At 73.4% G+C, this 20,976-nt stretch carries 6 protein-coding genes; 1 reads left to right on the forward strand and 5 read right to left on the reverse strand.

Annotated features, from left to right (window positions below; all coding sequences use genetic code 11):
* Positions 1–3: 3 nt before the first annotated feature.
* From Val02_RS29515 to Val02_RS29525, 3 genes are all read right to left on the reverse strand, one after another.
* On the reverse strand, positions 4–1,200 hold the full coding sequence (locus Val02_RS29515; RefSeq protein ID WP_203902520.1) for an ankyrin repeat domain-containing protein: 1,197 nt from the start codon (positions 1,198–1,200) through the stop codon (positions 4–6).
* Positions 1,201–1,355: 155 nt separating this feature from the next.
* A complete protein-coding gene (locus Val02_RS29520) occupies positions 1,356–3,671 on the reverse strand; it encodes a M4 family metallopeptidase (RefSeq protein WP_203902521.1) in 2,316 nt (771 codons plus the stop codon).
* 211 nt (positions 3,672–3,882) lie between these two features.
* Positions 3,883–5,514, reverse strand: a complete 1,632-nt coding sequence (locus tag Val02_RS29525; protein WP_203902522.1) for an amidase — start codon at positions 5,512–5,514, stop codon at positions 3,883–3,885.
* 150 nt (positions 5,515–5,664) lie between these two features.
* On the opposite strand from Val02_RS29525, the gene Val02_RS29530 reads away from it, so the two are divergent.
* Positions 5,665–18,366, forward strand: a complete 12,702-nt coding sequence (locus Val02_RS29530; protein ID WP_203902523.1) for a hypothetical protein — start codon at positions 5,665–5,667, stop codon at positions 18,364–18,366.
* Positions 18,367–18,375: 9 nt separating this feature from the next.
* On the opposite strand, the gene Val02_RS29535 is transcribed toward Val02_RS29530, so the two are convergent.
* Both Val02_RS29535 and Val02_RS29540 read right to left on the reverse strand, forming a co-directional pair.
* Entirely contained in the window at positions 18,376–19,536 is a 1,161-nt protein-coding gene (locus Val02_RS29535) for a 4-hydroxybenzoate 3-monooxygenase (RefSeq protein ID WP_203902524.1), read from the reverse strand.
* A 76-nt stretch (positions 19,537–19,612) separates the two neighbouring features.
* Positions 19,613–20,815, reverse strand: coding sequence for a hypothetical protein (locus Val02_RS29540; RefSeq protein WP_373317963.1), 1,203 nt, complete (start codon positions 20,813–20,815; stop codon positions 19,613–19,615).
* Positions 20,816–20,976 lie beyond the last annotated feature (161 nt).

A 20,976-nucleotide genomic window follows, 5' to 3' on the forward strand; every position in this document is an offset into this window, starting at 1 on the left:
GGTTCAGCGTATACGGCGGGTGATCAGTTCCCGGATCGCATCGCCGCGCGGACGGCCGCCGGCCAGGTCCCACGCGCTGCGGCCGTGCCCGTCGCGGCGGTGCGGGTCGGCGCCGGCGTCCAGCAGGACCTCGACCATCTCGGGAACGCCGCGCGAGGCCGCGTGCATCAACGGCGTCACGCCGCCCTCGTCGGCCGCGTCGACGTCCGCCCCGGCGGTGACCAGCCGGTGCACCATGGCGGTGCTGCCGGTGACGCAGGCCGAGACGAGCGGCGTGCCGCGCAGCGGATCGGCGCCGGCCGCGAGGAGCAGGGCGAGGATCTCGTCGAGGCCGCCGCGCACCGACAGTTCCAGCACGCCGCGGCCGTCGCTGACGGTGGCGTTCGGGTCGGCGCCGTGTGCGAGCAGCAGGCGCACCAGCGCGGGACGGCCGGACGAGGCGGCCTTGCCGAGCGGGGTGCCGCCGTGCGTGTCCGGGTCGTCGACCGGGGCGCCGCGGCGCAGCAGTTCCTCGGCCACACGCTCATCGCCGTTGACCGCGGCCCACCACAGTGCGCTCTGCGAACCGGGCGTGCGGCGGGCGTCCGGGTCGGCGCCGGCCGCCAGCAACGCCAGCGCCACGTCGGAACGGTGGTGCATGAGGGCCAGCACCAGCAGCGGGTCGCCCGCGCCGGTGATCTGCCGGGGATCGGCGCCGTCGTCCAGGAAACGGCGCACGGCGTCGAGGTCGCCGGCCTCCACGGCCTCCTCGATGTTCTCGTGGCGGGCGTGCGTGGGCACGTGCTGGCTCGCGGGCGGGGGAGCGGCGTCGCGGGTCAGGCCTAATCGCTCGAGCGTCTCGTCGACCGTTCGGCGCAGGTGCGCGCGGTCGGCGTAGAGGCGGCCGCGGCCGTCGGCGTGCTCCACGTACAGGTGGGCGAGCGCGTCCGCCTGGATCTGTTCGGTCCAGTCGTCGAACCACGTCTCCGTGTACGGGGCACGCAGGATGTCGCGCAGCATGTTCTCCATCGACGGGTCGTGGTGGTCGATGACGAGCTGCACGCAGGCCACCCGCGCCGGCCAGTCCGCCAGCGTCGCGTAGTACGCCACCAGCGCGGGAACGTCCGCGGGGGCGACCCCGGCCCGTTCGTACTCGATCGCCTGCCCGTCGGCCTCGGCGATCAACGGGGCCAGGTGGGCCAGATGGTGCGGCAGACTCATGTCGCGCACAGTAGATCCACGGGCGTCTGTCGTACCTGCCCGAACGGGCAGTTCCGCTCGCGGGACACCCCGCCGATCTTGCAGTTGTGGTGCCCGGGTTACCCACCGGGGCGGCATTCGTCGCAGCCACAACTGCAAGATCGGCGAGAGCGGGGCTACCCGACCGTCAGGGCCGTGTCGTCGAGCACGAAGCTGGTCTGCCGCGCGTTGGCGTTCTCCGTCGCGGTGAAGCGGAGTGTGACGCTCTGGCCGGCCCAGGGTTTCATGTCGAGCGTGTGCTGGGTGTAACCGGCGACCCTGTTGACGTTCGAGTGGGTCGCGAGCGTGACCAGCACCGTGCCGTCCGCCGACACCACCTCCACCTTCAGGGTGTCCCGCGCCGGAGCGGACGCCGGCTCGCCCGTGTCGATGTGCAGCCAGTACGACAGCGTGTAGGAGGCGCAGCCGGTCGGCAGGCTCACCGGCTGGGCGAGCGTGTCCGTGCCCGCCGCGCCGTAGCCGCGCAGCCACGCGAACCGGGTGCCGCTGTGCGCCGTCTGGCCCGGGTACGCGCCGATGATGCCGCCGTTGGACGTCACCCACGGGGTGCTGCCCGTCTCGAAGCCGGGGTTGCCGAGGTGCTGACCCGGGCCGGGGCAACCCGTTCCGCCGGTGATCGTCAGCACCAGCGACCCGCTGCGCACCAGCCCGGTCGAACCGGTGCCGTACACCGTGATCGTGTAGGTGCCGGAGGCGACGTTCGTCTGGGTGGCGATGCTGACCGTCGCCGAGCCGCCCGCGCTAACGAACGCCGGGTCGATCGTGGCCGAGGTGCCGGCCGGCAGACCCTCGGTGGAGAACGTCACCGTCTGCGGGGAGCCGTTCGACACCGCCGTCGACACCGTGGCCGTCACCGTCGAACCCGCCCGCACGGTGGCCGTGCGCGGGGTCAGCGCCAGCGTGAAGTCGTTGGCCGGCGGGGCGACACAGGTGGGCTCACCGGTCTGCGGCGGCACGCTCACGGCGTTCCACGAGGACTTGACCGTGTCGAAGACGGTGCAGGAGTTGGGGAACAGCGCCTTCGTCGCCGTCAACGTCGCCACCCGCACCTTGGCGTAGTCCCACGTGGACGTCTTCTGCAGCATGGCGTTGTAGTACACCTTCGCGGCCGTCTGGATGCCGACGCCGGTGACCGACGCCGGGCCGCCCGCGCAGATCGGGCTCGCCGGGCCGCCGACCGGATCGCTGCCCTGCGACAGCAGGTAGAACCAGTGGTTCAGCGGCCCCGCGACGGCGTGCACGTCGTTCGTCGGCCAGTTGCTGGTCCAGCAGTCCGGGTGTCCCCGCAGCGACGGCCTGTACATGTAGCGGATCGGGCCGGCGCCCACGAGGTTGACCTCCTCGCCGACCTCGAAGTCCGGCGGGTCGTTCGGGTTGTTGGCGTAGAACTCCGTCATCGCGCCGAAGAGGTCGCCGGTGCCCTCGTTGATGCCGCCGTTCTCCAGTGTGCCGCCGGAGCCGCCGGGCGTGTTGTCGAAGATGGCGTGGCCGTACTCGTGCGCCACCACGTCGATCGGCGTCACCTGGCGCTGGTTGTCCGCCGAGTGGCCGAACTCGGTGTGGTCGCCCCACCAGTAGGCGTTCACGTCCGGCATGCCGACCCGGGCCGGGAACGAGCCGCCCTGCCCGTCGACGCCGTCGCGGTCCAGCCAGGCGCCGAGCATGTCCCATTCCTGCTCCATGGCGTACAGCACGTCGACGCAGGCGGTCTCCAGGTCGGTACCGGTGCCGTTGCCCCACGTGTCGTCGGGACCGGTGTACGTCTGGCCGTTCATGCCGCCGCAGCGCACACCCGGCTTGGTGGGGTCCGCCATCGAGAAGCTGCCGCCGGAACCGGTCGTGGGGAACGTGACCGCGCCGTTGTAGTAGCCGCTGCCGGTGCCGGCGCGCACGCCCTCCTTGGCACCGGCGACCGCGCCGGTGCGCGCGTCGACGTAGACGTGCCGCAGGCTCGGGGCGCCCTCGTCGGTCCTGCCGGCGACGACGGTGTCCCACACCAGGGTCGGGGTGCCCCAGGCGAGAACGGCCAACGACGGCCGGCCCGATCCGCCGACCGCCGCTTTGGCCGCCTCGGCCCCGATCGTCGGCGTCGGCTGAACGTCCACAGTGGACGACTGCGCGGTCACGGCCGTCACGACGCCGCCCTTGGCGTCGAGCATCACCACCGCGTCGCCGCCGACGACGGGCAGGCCCCGGTGGGTGCGTTCGTAGGAGACGTAGCGCAGGCCGTCGGTCCCGTCGTGGACACCGGTGCGGATCAGGGAGTCGTAGGGGCTCTTGTGGAGCGCGGACGGGTTGGCCGAGACAAAGGAGTCCGCCGCGTCCGTTGTCGGGGGCGCGGCGGCTGCCGGGGTTGTCGCGGTCATCGCCGCGAGTGATCCGGCGACCAGCGATGCGGATAGCGATGCGGCCAGCGCGCGGGAACGTCTCATGCGCAGACCGTATGGAAGATGATGGATCTTTAGGAAGCGGGTTAACCCTTGTCTACCGCCACCAGATACTCGGTTACTGCCATACGAAAAGGGACGCACCGTGAGCACCACCGCGCCGCCGAGCAGGTCCACCAGGAACGCCGGCACCGCGATCAACCTGCGTCACGCCCCGGCACGATATCCGACCCGGTCCAACCGCGAACGGCGCGGATCATCCGACCGGTGTGTCCACTGTGGACAGGAACCGCGGTGCTCGCCGCGCCCGCGTCGCCTGTTCGAACGAGTAGGCGATCCCGATCAGCGTGGGCTCGCTCCAGCGCCCGCCGAAGAACGACAGCCCCAGCGGCAGTGCGCCGTAGGCGAAGCCGGCCGGCACGGTGACGTTCGGGTAGCCGGAGACCGCCGCCGGCCCCGACGAGCCGATGAACGAGAACTCCGCGCCGTTCTCCAGATCCGTCTTCCAGGCGGGGCCGTTGGTGGGGGCCACGATCGCGTCGAGCCGGTGCCGCGCGAGCGTGCCGTCGATGGCCGCGCGTGCGCCGTTCGTGGCCGCCGCGCGCTGCGCCCGGTAGGCCGGGTCGTTCAGGTCGCCGCCGGTCGCCTGCGCCTCCTCGAAGATCTCCTGACCGAACCAGCGCATCTCCAGTTCGGCGTAGCGCCGGTTGAACTCGATCAGCCCCGCGAGATCCGCCGGGTGCGGCCCCGGCCGCGCCGCCAGATAGGCGTTGATGTCGTGCTTGAACTCCACCAGCAGCGCCGGATACTCGTTGGCGTCCACGACGTCCAGGCCGGGCAGCGTCACGTCGTCCACGACAGTGGCACCACGCGCCCGCAGCGCCCGGATGCCGGCGTCCACCACGGCGTTGACCGCCGCGTCGTCGGACGGGTCGCCGCCGGTCCGGCGCCACACGCCGATCCGCTTGCCGCGCAACGAGTCCCGGTTCAGCGACTTCAGATAGTCGCGCCCCGCGTAGGGGCCGGCCGGCAGCGTCGCCGGATCGCGCGCGTCGACCCCCTGGATGACGGAGAGCACCGCCGCCGCGTCGGTCACCGAACGGGTGATCGGGCCGGCCGTGTCCTGCTGCGCCGAGATCGGCACCACGCCGCTACGGCTCACCAGCCCCAGCGTGGGCTTGATGCCGACGACGCCGTTGGCCCCCGACGGGCAGACGATCGAGCCGTCGGTCTCGGTGCCGATCGTCACCGCGGCGAGGCTCGCCGCCGCGGCCTGCCCCGAGCCGCTGCTGGAGCCGCACGGGTTGCGGTCGAGCACGTGCGGGTTGTTGCCCTGGCCGCCGCGGGCGCTCCAGCCGCTGGAGGAGTTGGTGGAGCGGAAGTTCGCCCACTCGCTCAGGTTGGCCTTGCCGAGCAGGATCGCGCCGGCCGCGCGCAGGCGGCGGGCCAGTTCGGCGTCGCGGGCCGGCGTCGAGGCGACGAGCGCGTACGAGCCGGCCGTCGTGTGCTGCCGGTCGGCGGTGTCGACGTTGTCCTTGAGCAGGACGGGCACCCCTTCCAGAGCGCTGCGCGCACCCTCCCGTCGCCGGTGCCGGTCGCTGTCCGCGGCCAGTCTCGCCGCGTCCGGGTTGGTCTCGATGACGGCATGGAGAACGGGATTGAGCCGCTCGATCCGCTTCAGATAGAACGCGGTGAGCGCCGCGCTGGTGAAACGCCCGCCGTTCATCGCCTTCTGCAGGTCCAGCACGGTCGCCCGATCGAGATCCACGCCGGCCAGAACGGTCCCGCCGGCCCGGTCGGGTGCCTGTGGCGCGGCGACGGCCGGGGGCCCCACCAGCAGCATCGTGCCGGTGACCGCGACGGCGAGCAGACGTCGGAGCGCGCGCATGGGACCTCCCCGGTTGGCCGTTCGTATAGGTCTATACCGATGCGCCGGTCCCGTCCAGCGCAGAGCGGTGCAAACCGGCCCGCCGCCGCATTGAACCGGCGGGCGATTCATCCGTAGTCGAGCGAGCCAACCGGGCGACAGGAGGCCGCGATGACGAGTCCGACGATGGAGGACTGCCTGGGCGACCGCGTCATCGCCGCCGGTGCCGGAGTGCTCTACCTGCACACGGGCGACCCCGGCACGACCCCGCCGACCGCCGCCGTCGAACGCGCCGCGGCCGCGACGTCGCAGCCCGGCACCATCCAGGTCCACATCGGCCCGATCGAGGAATCCTCGACCCTGCTCAACCGCTACTTCGCGAAGCGGCCGGCGGCCACCCGCGGCCAGATGGTGCTGCACTTCGACGACACCGTCCCGCCAGACGTCGCCGAACGCCTCGCCGCCCGGTACGGCGTGCGCCTGGCCCCGCCGCCCGGCACCGCCCCGGCGCCGGCGGGCGCGAAGAAGAAGCGGCGCAAGAAGCCCGGTGCGGCCCGGGCGGCCCAGGCCGGCGCCTCCTCCGCGCCCCCGCCCGCCGCGGCACCCCCGGCCGGCCCGCCGGTCCCCGAACGCGAGCTGAACCGCGTCATCGCGCTGGTCCGCGAGGGCCGCGCCGCCACCCTCACCACCCGCGAACGGTGGCTGCGTGACGCCCTGCGCACGGCCGTATCGCACACCGGCTGGAGCGCCGGCTGGCCGCTGCGCGACATGGCCGAGTACCTGCTGACCCTGAACCTGGTCATGCGCACCGACGACCTCGCGCACCTGACCCGCCCGGAGACCATCCAGGCGATGCTCAGCAACCCGAAGGCGCTGGAGTTCGCCGGCCGGATCCCGGCGATCGCGCTCATCGCCGGACACCGGCCGGATCTGGTGCCGTTCATCGCCGAGTCCGAACGGTGGCGCCTCGACGTCCTCAACCAGCCGGCCGCGGCCCCGGCGCTGCTCTCCGATCCGACGCTCTTCGACCGCGCACTGGCCGACCCCGAGGTGAACGACCTCGTCGACGACTTCATCCGGATGGTCGGCCCGGTCCTCGGCATGAACCCCGACATCTTCGGCAAGGTCGGCGACGACCACCGGATGCTGGAGGCCCTGGGGCGCGGCCCCTCGGGCACCGTGTGGGCCCGCGCGATCTCGCGGATCCCGCAGCTGCGTGCGGCGATCATGGGTTCCCGGTTGCCGCAGCGGGTGCTGGAGAACGCGCTGGGCGTCGCCAGCCTGCCGGCCGCCGCACTGGCCGCGGGGGAGCGGCTGCGCCTGGACGCCGACGACTGGCGCGAGATCCTCACCGACACCGCGTTCCTGTCGGACCTGTACGACGTGCCGCGGGTGCTGCCGGCGCTGGTCGTCTCGCCCGCGCTCATGCGCGCCGCACAGGAGCACGACGTCGTGCTGGAACAGCTCGCCACCCGCCCGGACGGGCTGCGGCTGGTCGACCTGTTCTTCGAGAATCCGCCGCTCGCCGACCGGTTCGGGGCCGAGCCGCAGCTGTTGAAGACGGCCGTCGACAACCCGGCCGTGGTGCAGCGGATCTCGGCCGACCCGAAGCCGTTCGTCCGGGCGACGAACCTCGGCGCGGCCCTGCGTGACGCGACGGCGCCGGCGTGGGCCACCGCCCGCCCGGCCGTCGCCCGGGGCAACGACCCGCTCGCCCGGGCGAGGGCGGCCAGCCCGGCGCTGGCGGCCGCGCTCTCCTCGGGCGCGCCCACGCCGCCGCCCGCGATGCTGCAGTACCTGGCCGACCACCCGAAGCTGCTCGACGCCCCGCACGAGTACCGGCGCCTGCTGCACAAGCCGGAGCTGTTCCCGCTGCTGCTGGAGCACCAGCGGGCCGCCGCCGCGATGGCCCGCCTCCCCGCCGACGCGCGGCGCGAGGTCACCGAGGGCGTGCCGCCCTCCGGCGACCTGGTGCGGATGCTGCTGCGCTACCCGTTCGCGTGGGAACGGCTGGTCGGTGTCCTGCGCCCGGAACTGCCGTACCTGCTGCGGTCCCTGCAGGCCGCCCCCGCCAACGTGCGCACGGTGACGCATCGGGCGATGTACGAGCTGCCCTCGTACGCCTGGTACGCCGCGATGCTGCCGACGGCGCTGGTGGGCAACGCGACGTTCCCCCGCTTCGGCCCGCACCTCGGCAACGGCGAGAACTTCTCCGGCATCACCACGCACCGGATCGTCGGCAACATCCGCACGGTGACCGCGCGCGGCGACCGGAACGCCGAGAACGTGTGGCGCGGCCTCATGCGTTCGCCCGCCGTGCAGCGCCTCGTCATGCAGAACCGCGAGGCCGGCCAGGTCCTGATCAGCGGCTCCTTCCGGGACGGCTTCCACCCGCTGGTCTCCTGGCAGGGCTCGGCCGTGCTGGACGACTACCCGACCGTCCTGGAGACGCTGAACCGCATCGGCCACCAGCCCGGCATGACGATGAACCACTGGGCGTACCTGTTCGCCGACGCCGACCTGCTGCCCTGGCTCGAACGGGCGCTGGCCGACGAGAACCCCGACCGGCCCGTGGCACAGGCGCTGCTCATGCCCGACCTGCTGCCGACGGTCACCGGTTCCGACGACTTCCGGGAACTGCTGGCGGACGAGGGGCTGCTCGACGCGATCCGGCGCGCCCTGCGGGAGGGCGGTTCCGCCGCGTCGGCCCAGCTGCGCACGCTGATCGAGCGGAACCTGCCGCGCCTGCTCACCGCCGACGGCGAGCAGACGGACAACCCCGAGACCGCCGAACTGATGCGCACGCTGACCGGCGGGCGCACCGAGTTCGAACGCGCCCTCGACGCCAAGATCGCCGCCGAACGCGCCGACGGCGACGAGTGGGACGAGGACGAGGCGGCGGAGAACCGGGCCGTCGTGCTGGCCACCTACGACCGGCTCGCCGGCGCGGACACGGCCGGACTGCGCGACCTCGTGCGGCGCCACCCGACGCTGGCCAAGGCGCTGCTGGCCGACTCGGAGCTGTTCGACCTCTACGAGGACCGGCCCTCCGTGCGGCGGATCCTGGAGAACTCCGCCGCCGCCCGCCGGCTCACGGTCGACCGCGACTTCGTCGCCGGCCTGCTCAAGAACGACGAGCTGTACACGCGGTTCCTGCGCGAGGGCGACCAGTTCCGCAAGGACCTCATCGCCTATCCGGCGCGGCGCGAGGCGCTGGCGCTCAACCCGGAGTACGCGCGGGCCGAGCCCGAGCTGGCCGATGTCGTCAACGCCAGCACCGACGCGTTCCACCTGGTCGCCGACGACGACGACATCACCCGCCTCGCGTTGCGGCACGAGTACGTGCGCACCGCGCTGCGGCAGGGCGGCGAGCTGTTGACGAAGCTGTTCGACGGCGGGTCGCTGGTGCAGCGGGTCGTGTTGGGCAGCGAGGTGCTGCTGACGGCCGTGCGGCGCGATCCGGCCCTGGTCGACCGGCTCTCCACCCAGGGGCCGCTGCTCGAGGCGCTGGACCGCCACCCCGGCGTCGTCGACCGGTTCGTGCCGGTGCCGCCGGCCGGCCGGCAGCTCACGCCCGCCATGGAGAACATGGGCCGGCAGGCGTTCGCCGCGATCCTGCTGTCGAAGCCCGAGTTCCACGAGGGGCTGGCCGGCGCGTCGACGGAGACGGCGGACCTCCTGTTCGCCTCGCCGCAGCTGCTGCAGTTCGTGGTGGACAAGGCGCCGGGCCTGGTCGAGGCCATCGACCGGCAGCCGGCCCTCGCCGACCTCGTGCTCCGGCCGGCGGTGCGCAAGCTGCTGCTCAAGGAGCCGAGCCTCGCCGACGACCTGGTCGAGGACATCGACGGCTGGCGGGGTGTGCTGCGCGACTCGGTGGGGCTGGCCGACCGGCTCACCGCGAGTCCGCCGCTGCTCGACGCGCTGCGCGCGCACAAGCACCTGCGCGACGCGGCCGAACGCCTCCGCCCGCTCGCCGCCGACCTGGCCGCCACCGCCGGGCCGCCGCTGTGGTCGGCCCTGGCCGCGCATCCGGAACTCGCCGGCGTCCTGTCCGGCGGCGGCTGGCGCGCGATGCGCACCAACACCGAGCTGCTGCGCACCCTGTCGAACGAACGGGTCGACCTCGGCGCCGGCCCCGAGGAGAACGCCGCGGCGTGGCGCACCCTGCTGAGCCGGGGCGAACTGCTGCGCGCGGTGGAGACCGACCTGTCCCGCGGCGACCTGACCCCGGAGGCGCTCGGGCCCCGGCTGGCCGACCTGGCCGCGCGGGAGGAGGCACGGCGCGCGGCGGCGACCGTGGCCGCACCGACGGCGTCGCGACCGCACACCTACGCCCTCCCGGAACGGGCCAAGCGCGGCACCGCCGCCGAACGCGCCGAACTGACCGGGGCCGCCGGCCGGCGCGCGAAGGCGGCGCCGCAGCCCGCAACGGAACCGCGGGCCGTGCGCGAACTGCGCGAGTGGTGGCGGCGCGAGGGCACGGCCGGGCAGCAGGCGCTGGCGGGGCCGGCCGGCGAGGCCCTGGCGACCGCGCTGGCGGCCCACCCCGAACTGCTGGTGCTGCTGCGCCGCTACGAACACCTGCTGGAGCAGGTCGTCGCCGACCCGGCGGCGGTCGACGGGCTCACGTTCGCCCGCTTCCTGGGGCGGGGCGGGTACTCCGGCGCCGGCGGGTTCGAGCACGACTTCGGCGCGTGGACGAACGCCATCGGCGCCGGCGCCGGTGCCGAACTGCGCGACGCGGCCCGGCCGGTGTGGGAACGCCGCGACTACCGGCGCCGCAAGGACGAGCACGACGAACTCGTGGCGCTGGAGCGCCGGATCGCGGAGTTCGAGCCGCACGTGCGGGACTCGTGGGAGCCGTCGGGGACCGTGCACATCCACGATGACGTGCGTGACTCCCTGACCGACGCCGATCTGGAGGTGCTGCACGGCATCGCGGCGGGCACCGGTGGGCCGCGCGAGGAGGACTTCGAGATCCAGATCAACGTCCCGCTGCACCAGCACGTCGACCGCGGCGCCAACGGCGTGTCGTTCGCCTACGTGGTGAACGAGCAGTGGAGCGTGGACGTGTTCGTCTACTCGCGCAGCATCGGGCGCAAGGGCAACGACTACAAGTGGCCGCGCGAGGGCGGGTACACCTCGGGGCCGGCCGGCATGGACCGCCTCATCAACGGCGGGTACCTCGGCCCGTCCCGCGCGCGGGTGCGCGACCTCGTGGCGGAACGCCGGGAGGCGGCGGCGCAAGGCATCCTCGACCGGACCCCGCCGCGGCGCACCGCTCCGGCGGAGGTGCCGGAGAACGCCTACGACGCGCTCGCCGCGGAGCTGCGGCAGCAGCCGACGGGTGTGCACCTGGGCGGCCCGTCCCGGCGAAACCGCGCCACCCAGCCGGCGCAGCAGGGCGAATCGGGTCCGGCGCAGCAGGCCGTGCTCAAGCCGCTCCCCGAGCGCGAACTCACGAAGATCATCACCACGCTCCGGCAGGGCCGGCGGGCACACGTTCTCGCCTCCCGGGAGAAGTGGCTGCGCGACGCCCTGCGCACGGCCGTCGCCGGCACCGGATGGCGCGACAACTGGCCGATCGCGCAGGTCGCCGAGTACCTGCTGACCCTGCACCAGGCCGTCCGGTCGAACGACACCGGCCACCTGACCCGCCCCGAGACGATCCAGGCGCTGCTGGACAACCCGAAGGCACTGGAGGCCGCCGGAGCGACCCCGGCGATCGGCCTCGTGGCGGGACACCGGCCGGACCTGGTGCCGGCCATCGCGGCGTCGGAGCAGTGGCGCGACGAGGTGCTGCACGACTTCCGCGCCGTCCCGGCCCTGCTCGCCGACCCGACGGTCTTCGACGAGGCGCTCGCCGACCCGGCCGTGGGCGACCTGGTCGACGACTACATCCGGTTCATCGCGGCGATCCTGGGACAGAACCCGACGCTGTACAAGCTGATCGGGCACAACCGGGACCTGCTGGAGGCGCTGGGCCGCGGCCCGTCCGGCACCGCGTGGGCGCGGGCGATGGTGGCGGTTCCCGAGCTGCGGGAGGCGATCCTGGGCGCGCCGGACCCGGTGCGCACCCTGGAGAACGCCGTGGGCCTCGCCAGCCTGCCGGCCGCCGCCCTGGCCGTCGAGGAGCGGGTGCGCCTGAGCACGGCGGACTGGCGCGAGGTCCTCGACGACCGGGCGTTCGTCTCGGCGCTGTACGCCGCGCCGCGGGCGCTGCCGGCGCTCGTCGTCTCGCCCGACCTCATGCGCGCCGCGCGGACCGATCCCCGCGTGCTGGCCCTTCTGGGGGAACGTCCGGAGGGTGTGCGCCTGGTCGACGTTCTCCTGGAAAATCCGAAGCTCGTCGACCGGCTCGCGGCGGACGTGACCCTGCTGGAGACGGCGGTCCGCAATCCGGCCGTGGCACAGGTGCTGTCGGAGGAGCCGACCCGGTTCGACCGAAGTCAAGATCTTGGATCGGTCCTGCGGAACGCCAAGGCACCGGCGTGGGCGACCACCCGACCGACCCGGCCGCGCGGCAACGACCTGCTGGCCAGGGCGAAGGCGGCCAGCCCGGCGCTGGCGGCGGCGCTGGCCACCGGCGCGCCGAAGCCCGACCCGGCGATGCTGCAGTACCTGGTCGAGCACCCGAAGCTGCTCGACGCGCCGCACGAGTACCGGCGCCTGCTGCACAAGCCGGAGCTGTTCGCGCCGCTCCTGCAGCACCGGCGCCACTCCGCCGAACTGGCCCGGGTCCCGGAGAACCTGCGCGGCGTCGTGGCGGGCGTCCCGCCCTCGGGCGACCTGGTGCGGGCGCTGCTGCGCTACCCGTTCGCATGGGAACGGCTCGTCGGCATCCGCGTGCCGGACCTGCCGGAGCTGCTGGACAGCATGCGCGACGCCCCGGCCGACGCGCGCGCCGGGACCCTGCGCGGGATGTTCGAGGTGCCGGCCTTCGGCTGGTACGCCGCGCTGCTGCCCGGCGTGGTGCGCAACTCGATCGTCTTCCCGCGGTTCGGTCCGCAGACCGGGAACGCCGAGAGCCACGCCGGCCTCGCCGCGCACAAGATGATCCACAACATCCGGCTGCTGACCGGTCGGGGCGACGACGACTCCCGCCGCATCTGGACGCACCTGCTCGCGTCGCCGGCCGCGCTGCGGCTCGCCCTGCAGAACCGCGACGCCGCGCAGGCGTTCGTCTCCGGGAACTTCGACGACGGCCGGCACCCGCTCGTGCCCTACCGGGGCTCGGCGGTCCTCACCGACTTCCCGCGCGTGCTGGAGACGCTGAACCGGTACGGCTTCCAGCCCGGCATGACGATGGACCACTGGCAGGACTTCCTCGCCGAGGAGGATCTGCTCCGCTTCCTGGAGAACGCCCTCTCCGGCGAACCGGGCCGGGCGGCGCTCGCCGAGGCGCTCCTGTCGCCCGAACTCCTGCCGACCGTCATCGGCTCCGACGAGCTGCATCTGCTGCTGGACGGCCCGGAACTGCTCGACCTGCTGCAGCAGACGCTGGAGCGGCTGCCGCGCGAGGCGGCCCTGAGCCAACTGCGCACCCTGCTCGCCGAGCAGTTGCCGCGCCTGCTGACGGACGACGGCGAGCCGATCGACAACCCGGAGACCGCCGCACTGATGCGCACGCTCACCGGCGACCGGGCCGGTTTCGCGCGCGCGGTGGACGCCAAGCTCGCCGCCGAACGGGCCGACGCCGACGAGTGGGAGGAGGACGAGGCGGCGGAGAACCGGGCCGTCTTCATGAGCTACTTCGACCGGCTCGCCGAGCCGGGGATGTCCGGGCTGCGAACACTGGTCGCGCGGTTCCCGACGCTGGCGAAGGCCGTCATGATGCGCTCGGAGCTGTTCGACCTGTACGAGGACCGGCCCTCCGTGCGGCGGCTCCTTTCGACCTCGCCGGCCGCGCGCCGGCTGACGGTCGACGCCGCGTTCGTCTCCGCGCTGCTGACGAACGACAAGCTGTACGCGCGCTTCCTCGGCGAGGGAGAGCTGTTCCGCCGGGAACTCGTCACCTACGAGAGCCGCCGCGAGTCGATGGCGCTCAACAAGGAGTACGTGCACGCCGAACTGCACGACGACACGGTCGCGGTGCTGAACTCCGGCCACGAGGCGTTCCGGCTGATCTCCGAGGACGACGACATCACCCGCCTCGCGATGCGGCACGGGTACGTGCGCGACGTCTTCACGCAGGGCGGCCTGCTGCTTTCCGAACTGCTCGACCACGGTTCCGTGGTGCAGAAGGTGTTCGTCAGCAACGAGACGCTGCTGCGCGCCGCGCACCAGGACGCCGAGCGGGTCCGGCAGCTGCGCGCCCAGGCCGTCAGCGTCGGGGTGAGCGAGGAGGACGCCGCCGACGCGCACCCCACGCTGGTCGCCCGCCTGAACGACCGGCCGGTGCTGCTGTACGCGCTGGAGCGGCACAACGACCTGTTCGACCGCCTGATGCCGGCGAACGCCAAGGACCGGGCCGCACAGGTCGAGCGGACGTTCCGGAACCTCACCGCGGACCGGTTCTACGAGCCGTTCGCCCGCGCCTCGCAGGAGACCGTCGACCTGCTGTTCTCCTCGCCGGACCTGTTGAAGTTCGCCCAGATGGTGCCCGCCCTGGTCGACGCCGTCGGCCGTCAGCCGGGGATCGCCGAGGTGGCCGCCCGGCCGGCCGTGCGCAACCTGCTCTTCCGCCACCACGAACTGCTTCAGGACCTGGTCGAACACCTGGAGAGCTGGCGGGGCGTGCTGCGCGACGGGCGCGGCCTGGCCGAACGCCTCTCCGCCGACCCGGCCCTCCTCGCCGCGATGCGCGCGCACCCGCACATCCGCCAGGTGGCCGAACGGGTCCGCACCGTCGCGGCCGACATGATCGCGGCGGGCGGCCCGCCGCTGTGGACGGCGTTCGTGCCCAACCCGGGGCTGGCGAAGGCCGTCTCCGGCACCGGCTGGAAGGGGCTGCGGCAGCACACCGCGCTGCTGCGGGCCCTGTCGGACCGGGCCGTCGACCTGCCCGCCGAGTCGTGGCGCGTGCTCCTCGCCCGCCTGGACGACCTGCGCGCGATCGACACCGAACTGGGCGAGCGGGCACTGTCGCCGGACGGGCTCGGGCAGCGGTTGAGGCACGTCGTCGACGCCGAGAACGCCCGCCGCGCGGCCGCGGCACCGACGCCGCGCGCCCCGGGCACCCGCGGCCCGACGTACCCGATCGTCGAACGGGGCAAGCGCGGCACCGCCGCCGAACGGGCCGAACGGGCCGGGCCGAGCCGTTCGGCGTCGGAGATCGTCGCGGAACGCGCACCGTCCACCGCGCACCTGTCCGAACTGCGCGACCTGTGGCTCGGCGAGGGCACCCCGACCAGGGCGGCGCTGGCCGGCCCGAACGGCCCACGGATCGCGCGGAAGCTGGCGGCGAACCCGGAACTGATCGTGCTGCTCGCCCGGTACGACGACACCGGCGAGATGCTGGAACGCGCCGTCGCGGATCCGGACTCGCTGGACGCGCTGACGTTCACGGCGTTCCTGAGCCGGCCGGGCAACTTCACCGCCGCGCCGCGGCCGGGCGAACGCGAGCGGGAGCGGTTCGAGCGCGACTTCGGCCGCTGGACCGACCGGGTCGGCGGCGCGGAACTGCGCGACGTGGCGCAGCGCACCTGGTCCCACCACGAGTACGCGCAGCACCGTGCGGCGTACGAGCGGGCGGCGGCGATCGACACCCGGCGGCGAAAGTTCGAGCCGCACCGGCCGGGCGACTGGGCACCCTCGGGGGAGGTGCACCTGCACGAGGACGTGCGGGACTACATCTCCGACTGGGACCTGCGGGCGCTGCGCGCCATCGCCAACGGCTCCACCCCGCGCGAGGGCGCGGCGCTGAACTCGCCGCAGCACACGCACACCGACCGCGGCGCGCACGGCATCTCGTTCGCCTACGTCCTCAACGAGGAGTGGAAGGTGGACGTGCTCGCGTACGCGCGCAGCATCGGGCGCAAGGGCAACGACTACAAGTGGTCGACCGGCGGCGGGTACACCTCGGGACCCGCCGGCATGGACCACCTCAACAACGACCCGCTGGTGCTGCCCTCCCGCCGGATGGTGCGCGAACATCACGAGCGGCAGGCCGATCCGGACCGCGTTCCGCCCGCGCCCACGGCACCGGCGGAGCCGCCGCGGACGGCGTACGACGTGCTCGCCACGGAACTGGCGACCGGGGTGCACCTCGGGACGGCCGGGCCCGCCGTCGAGCGCCCCGCACCCCGCGCCACGAACGGCTTCGTCTTCGGCACGGCCGGCAGCCGCGACGCGCTGCGGATGCCGACGGACGCGCGGGCGCAGGCGTTCCGGATGCGCATGGCCGACCGCTCCGCTCCGGTGCCGGGCGCGCACCCGACGCTCCTCGTCGACGCCAACGGCACCCCGGTTCCCGAAGCGGCCCTGGCGTACCTGCGGGCCGTGGTCGCCGGCATCGAGCCGCGGCTGGACCGGGCCGGCGCGGCGGGCGGTCAGAAGCCGGGCGACGAGTGGTGCGTGGACGTGCTCGTCGCCGCGCGGGGCGCGCTGTTCGACCGGACCGGCATCCCGGCCGGCCGAACGCTCGACGACGCCGCGCTGCGCCCGGACCGCTGGTCGCAGTGGGGACCCGGCCGGACGTGGCCGCGCGTGCCGGGCTTCGCGGCGGTCTCCGACCTGGTGGGCGCCGCCGGAAGCACCGGGCGCGTCGGGTTCGTGCTCGCCGACGGCCCGAACGGCGCCCCCGGCCACGCCTGGCTCGTCACCCGCGCCCCGTCGGGGGACGTCGTCTGGCTCGACCCGACCAACCCACACGTCGCCATGAAGGCGGTGTCGGACGCGGCGATGCGCGGCCGGGCGGCGATGTCGACCAGGGCGCTGGTCTTCGAGTCCGACGGCCGGCCGGTCCCGTTGCCGCGCACCCTCGAGTCGGACTCGCCGGCCGCGGTGGGCGCGCTCGCCGGCGCCGGCCGGTGGGGCCTCGTCGGCGGCGAACTGGAGACGATGGTCCGCGTCGGCGAGCCGGTCGTGATCACCGCCGAGAACAAGGAGACGTTCAGCGCCAACGAGTTGCCGGACTTCGGCGTGACGCTCGGCAGCATCACGCGCCTCGCCATCGAGATCAAGGTCGACGCGCGGCCGGTCTTCCTGGGCGCCTCGGGCGTCTGGTACTCCCATCAGCACCAGCTCCATCTGGCCGGCGACCGCCTCGTGCGCAACGAGGTCTGGCAGATCGCCGAGGTGGTCTACCTGCCGGGCGCGGCGGTCGGCGGCGAGTGGCGCGAGACGGAGACGGCCACCCACCAGCACCGGCGCGCGGTCGAGGTGGTGGCCTGGCTGGAGGAGGCCGGCCGGCAGGGGTTCAGCGTCACGCAGGCGCTGACGCCGTTCCGGGAGGGGCTCGGCGCGACCTTCGACGCCTGGTACGGCGCGCGGATGGCGCAGCGGCCGGACAATCGCGCGCTCGCCGACCTGCGCGAGGCGTTCACCGAGACGCGCGACGGCCTCGTGCCGTGGGTCAACGAGAACGACATGACCGAGGACGAGGTGCTGTGGCAGCCCGAACGGGTCGTCGACGAGCGGATCGGCATCCAGACCACGGGCGGGGTGCCGGCCGCGGGGGTCATCTCGTTCCTGCGCGGCGTCGAGCGGCGCAGCACGGGACTCTTCTCCACGCCCGAGCAGGCGGCGGCCGGGCGTTCGGCGCGGCCGTTCGACCTGGTGCGGTACGTCCAGCGGATGTCGATCGCCGTCTCCGAACGGGTCGCCCGCGACTACGCGCAGGCGCTGGCGTTCGGGCCACTGGGCGAGGAACACCAGCGCACGCTGCTCGGCTTCGAGGAGTCACTGGCGCTGCGCGGGCAGATCGTCACGGCGGTCACCCACATCATGACGCTCGTGACGGGGCTGCTGAAGATGCCGATGCTGGTCAAGGTCCGGCTGATGGCGCTCAACCGGCACGAGGTCGACGACCTGCTGGAGCAGTTGCCGGCGAGCGCGCGGCGGTACCTGGCCGCCAACGCCGACCGGATCATCGAGGAGATCGGCACGGTCGCGCGGACCGACATCCACGCGCTGCCGGGGGTGGAGAGCACGCTCCCGTCGCGCAACTGGCTGGATCACGAGTTCCACGGCGAGACGCTGATCCCGTCGCCGGAGCCGGGCGGCGAGCCGGAGCCGATCCGGTTCACGGCGCGGCAGTATCTGCGGTTCGCGTTCACCGGTGACCGTTCGCTGCGGGTCTCGCGCAACGACATCTTCGGCGAGACCAAGACGATCAGGACCCAGCCGGCGCGGGCCGGCACCCAGGGCATGCCGCTGCAGGCGATCGAACGGCGCCTGCACGTCGAACGGCTCGACCCCACCCGGCGCGGCCCGATCAGCCAGGTCGTCTCCCTGGACGAGAGCGAACGGGAGGTCAACTCCACACTCGACATCGTCCAGCGGGCGTACGCAGACGCGCTCGCGGCGCGGGAACTGTCCCAGTCGCACGGCGGGATCGAGAGCGCCGCCTACGCCTGGAGCGGCGGGCCGGGGCAGCCGATCCGTCCGGCGCCGGCCCCCGGAACGACACTCGCGCGCACCGATCCCGCCGAGGCGATCCAGTGGATGTTCCTGCGGCAGTTCGGGGTGCAAGGGCGGGATCCGATCGCACAGGCGGTGCTGACGGCGTTCGGGCAGCTCGTCGCCGGCAACGAGGCGGCGGCCGTCGAGACGCTGCTCGGGGTGGCCGTGCCGCTGCAGGAGGCGCACACCAAGGCGGCCTGGCTGGAACACGTCGTCAGCGTCACCGACGCCGTTGCGGACCCGGTGATGCGGGCCCACCTCGGACGGCTGGAGACGCTGGTGATCAAGTGCGTGCCGGTCAACGCGTGAGCGTGGGAACTAACCACCGCTCATGAAGTCGGCCAACACCCGGGCGGCGGCCGGTGAGTCGGCGAGCCGTTCCAGCCGGGCCTTCATGGTCCGGTCCCGGAACCGGCCGGCCGGCGAGTCGTCGAGACTGGCGTGCATCATCTCCACCAGCGCGGCGGCCTGCTCCTGCTGGTCCCACACCCGACGCAGGCAGGTGTCGGAGTAGTCGCGCAGGGCCGTCTCGTCGCCGTGTCGCAGGTGGGCGACGAGCGCGGGGGCGAGCGTGAACGCGTCGTGGATCGCCAGGTTCATGCCCTTGCCGCCCAGCGGCGCGATGACGTGGGCCGAGTCGCCGACGAGGTGCAGCCGCCCGGCCGAGATCGGCTCGTGCACCTCGGCCCGCAGCGGCACCACGCTCTTCTCGGTGATCGGCCCGGTCGGGATCCGATCGGCGCAGAGCCGCAGCGAAAGCTCCTTCCAGATCCGCTCGTCCGGCCAGTTCTCCGGGAAATCGTCGGGTGCGCACTGGAGGTAGTACCGGATGGCCTTCGGCCCGCGCGGGAAGTGACCCGCGAACCCGTGCCGGCTCGCCGCCATTATCAGCTTCCCCATCGGCGGCGCGTCCGCGAGCACGGTGAGCCAGCCGATGCCGAAGTCGCGTTCGGCGGTGGTGAGGGTGCCCGGCGGGAGCGCGGTGCGGCTCACTCCCCGGGGTCCGTCGCAGCCGGCGACGTGTTCGCACTCGATCGTCACCGGCTCGCCGGCCGGCGTCCGGTAGCTGACCCGCGGGCTGCCGGTCACGTCGATCGGCCGGACGTCGGTCACGTCGAAGCGGATGTCGCCGCCGCTGTCGACGAACCGGTCGAGGAGCCGCTGCACCAGCACCTGCTGGGAGCACAGGCGCAGCCGGAGCCCGCCGGTCAGGGTGGCGAAATCGAGCGGGATCGCCACGCCGTCCAGCCGGAACTCGATGGTGCCGGTCTCGGGTATCCCGTCCAGGAGTCCCGCGGAGAGTCCGGACCGCTCCAGCATCCGCACCACCGACGGCTCCAGGGCCCCGGCGCGCTGGCGGTGCTCGATATGGCCCCGGGAGCGGCGTTCCAGGACGATGCAGTCGATGCCGGCATCGTGCAGGAGATTGGCCAGCGTCAATCCTGCCGGCCCGGCACCGATGATGATGACCGATTTCACGCGCGCAGTGTAGCCATCCGGTGTTACGCGCGTAGCCCCGTCGTTCGTTCCGTGGGACCGGCTTGTCGCTCTCCGGTCAGCGGGACAGGGTCGAACCGCTGACGGCCGGCGGGCGGGCGCCGAGGAAGAAGATGCCCGGCAGTCCCGCCGTCTCGAACGTCCCGCGCGGATTGCGCCGCAGCGTCGAGGACTCGATCGCCATCGTGCCCGTGCGGTCGTTGCTGACGAAGAAGATCGCCGCGCCGCCCTCGTTGCACTTGTTGTCCTCGATGATCGAACCGGCGATGCGCAGCGTGATGAGGTTGCCGTCCATGTAGATCGCGCCACCGCTGCCGCCGCCCGGGGTGCCGGCCTGGGCCGGGTTCTGGCCGCGGCCGATCGCGCTGTTGTTGCGCATGACGCTGTTGAGGATCACCCACGAGACGCCGATGCTGCTGATCGCGGCGCCGTTGGAGCAGGCCCCGCCTTCGAACGTGCTGTTCACGACGTACACCGGCTTGTTCTGGTACTGGCTGAGCACGCGCAGGCCGGCACCGCCGAGGTCGGGGCCGTTGGTGTCGCAGCGGTTCTTGGTGAAGCGGGCGTTCACCACCTTGATCCGGCCGCCGCGCACGAAGACGGCGCCGCCGCCCTCGGTCTCGCCGTCGTTCTTGGCCTCGTTGACGGAGGTGCCGTCGGCGAAGGTGATGTTCTGCAGGGTCAGCTGCGGGGAGTCCTGGTCCTGGCAGTGCGAGGTGGTGTGCACCTGGGCGGCGTCGCAGGTGTTCATGTAGAGGATCCGGCGCTGCCCGCCCCCGCTGAGCGTCACCCTGCCGCCGCCGTCGAGCACGACCTGCGGACCGTGGTCGTTGCGGACCTTCGCGGTCGCCTTCATGGTGATCGTCACGGGATCCGGCCCGCAGCGGAACGTGATGATCCCGCCGGCCGCCACGGCTGCGACGACCGCCTCGGAGGTGCAGCTCGACGGCGTTCCGTCGCCGATGACGCGGGACGGCCTGGAGGTGTCGACGGCGCGCGCCTCGGCGGGGACGTCGGCCTTGCCGTCGGGGTTGCCGGCGCGCAGCGGCGGGGCGGCGGGGGAGGCGGACGCGGCGGCGCTCGCGGACGGCCCGGCGGAGGCGGACGGCGGCGGCGCGGCGCTGCCGGCGGGCGGCGCGGCCGGGTCGGTCGAGGGTGCGGCCGCGGCGCTGGTGTTGCGGGTCGGCGGATCCTCGCCGGTGCACGCGTACAGGGTGCCGCCGGCGAGCAGGACCAGCGCGGCGGCGGCCCCACCGAGGATCAGCTTCCGGCGCGGGGAGGCGACGGCCCGCCGCCGGCCCGGGCCGTGCGGCGCGTCGGGTGGGGTGGGAAGCACCCGCCGAGACTAGGAGCATCCCCACCGCCGCGTAACCGGACGTTCGGGCGCTGACCAGGGGGCTTTCAGGCAGCGCTGAATTTCGT

Origin of the sequence: Virgisporangium aliadipatigenens, assembly GCF_016863615.1 — a bacterium.
GTDB lineage: Bacteria > Actinomycetota > Actinomycetes > Mycobacteriales > Micromonosporaceae > Virgisporangium > Virgisporangium aliadipatigenens.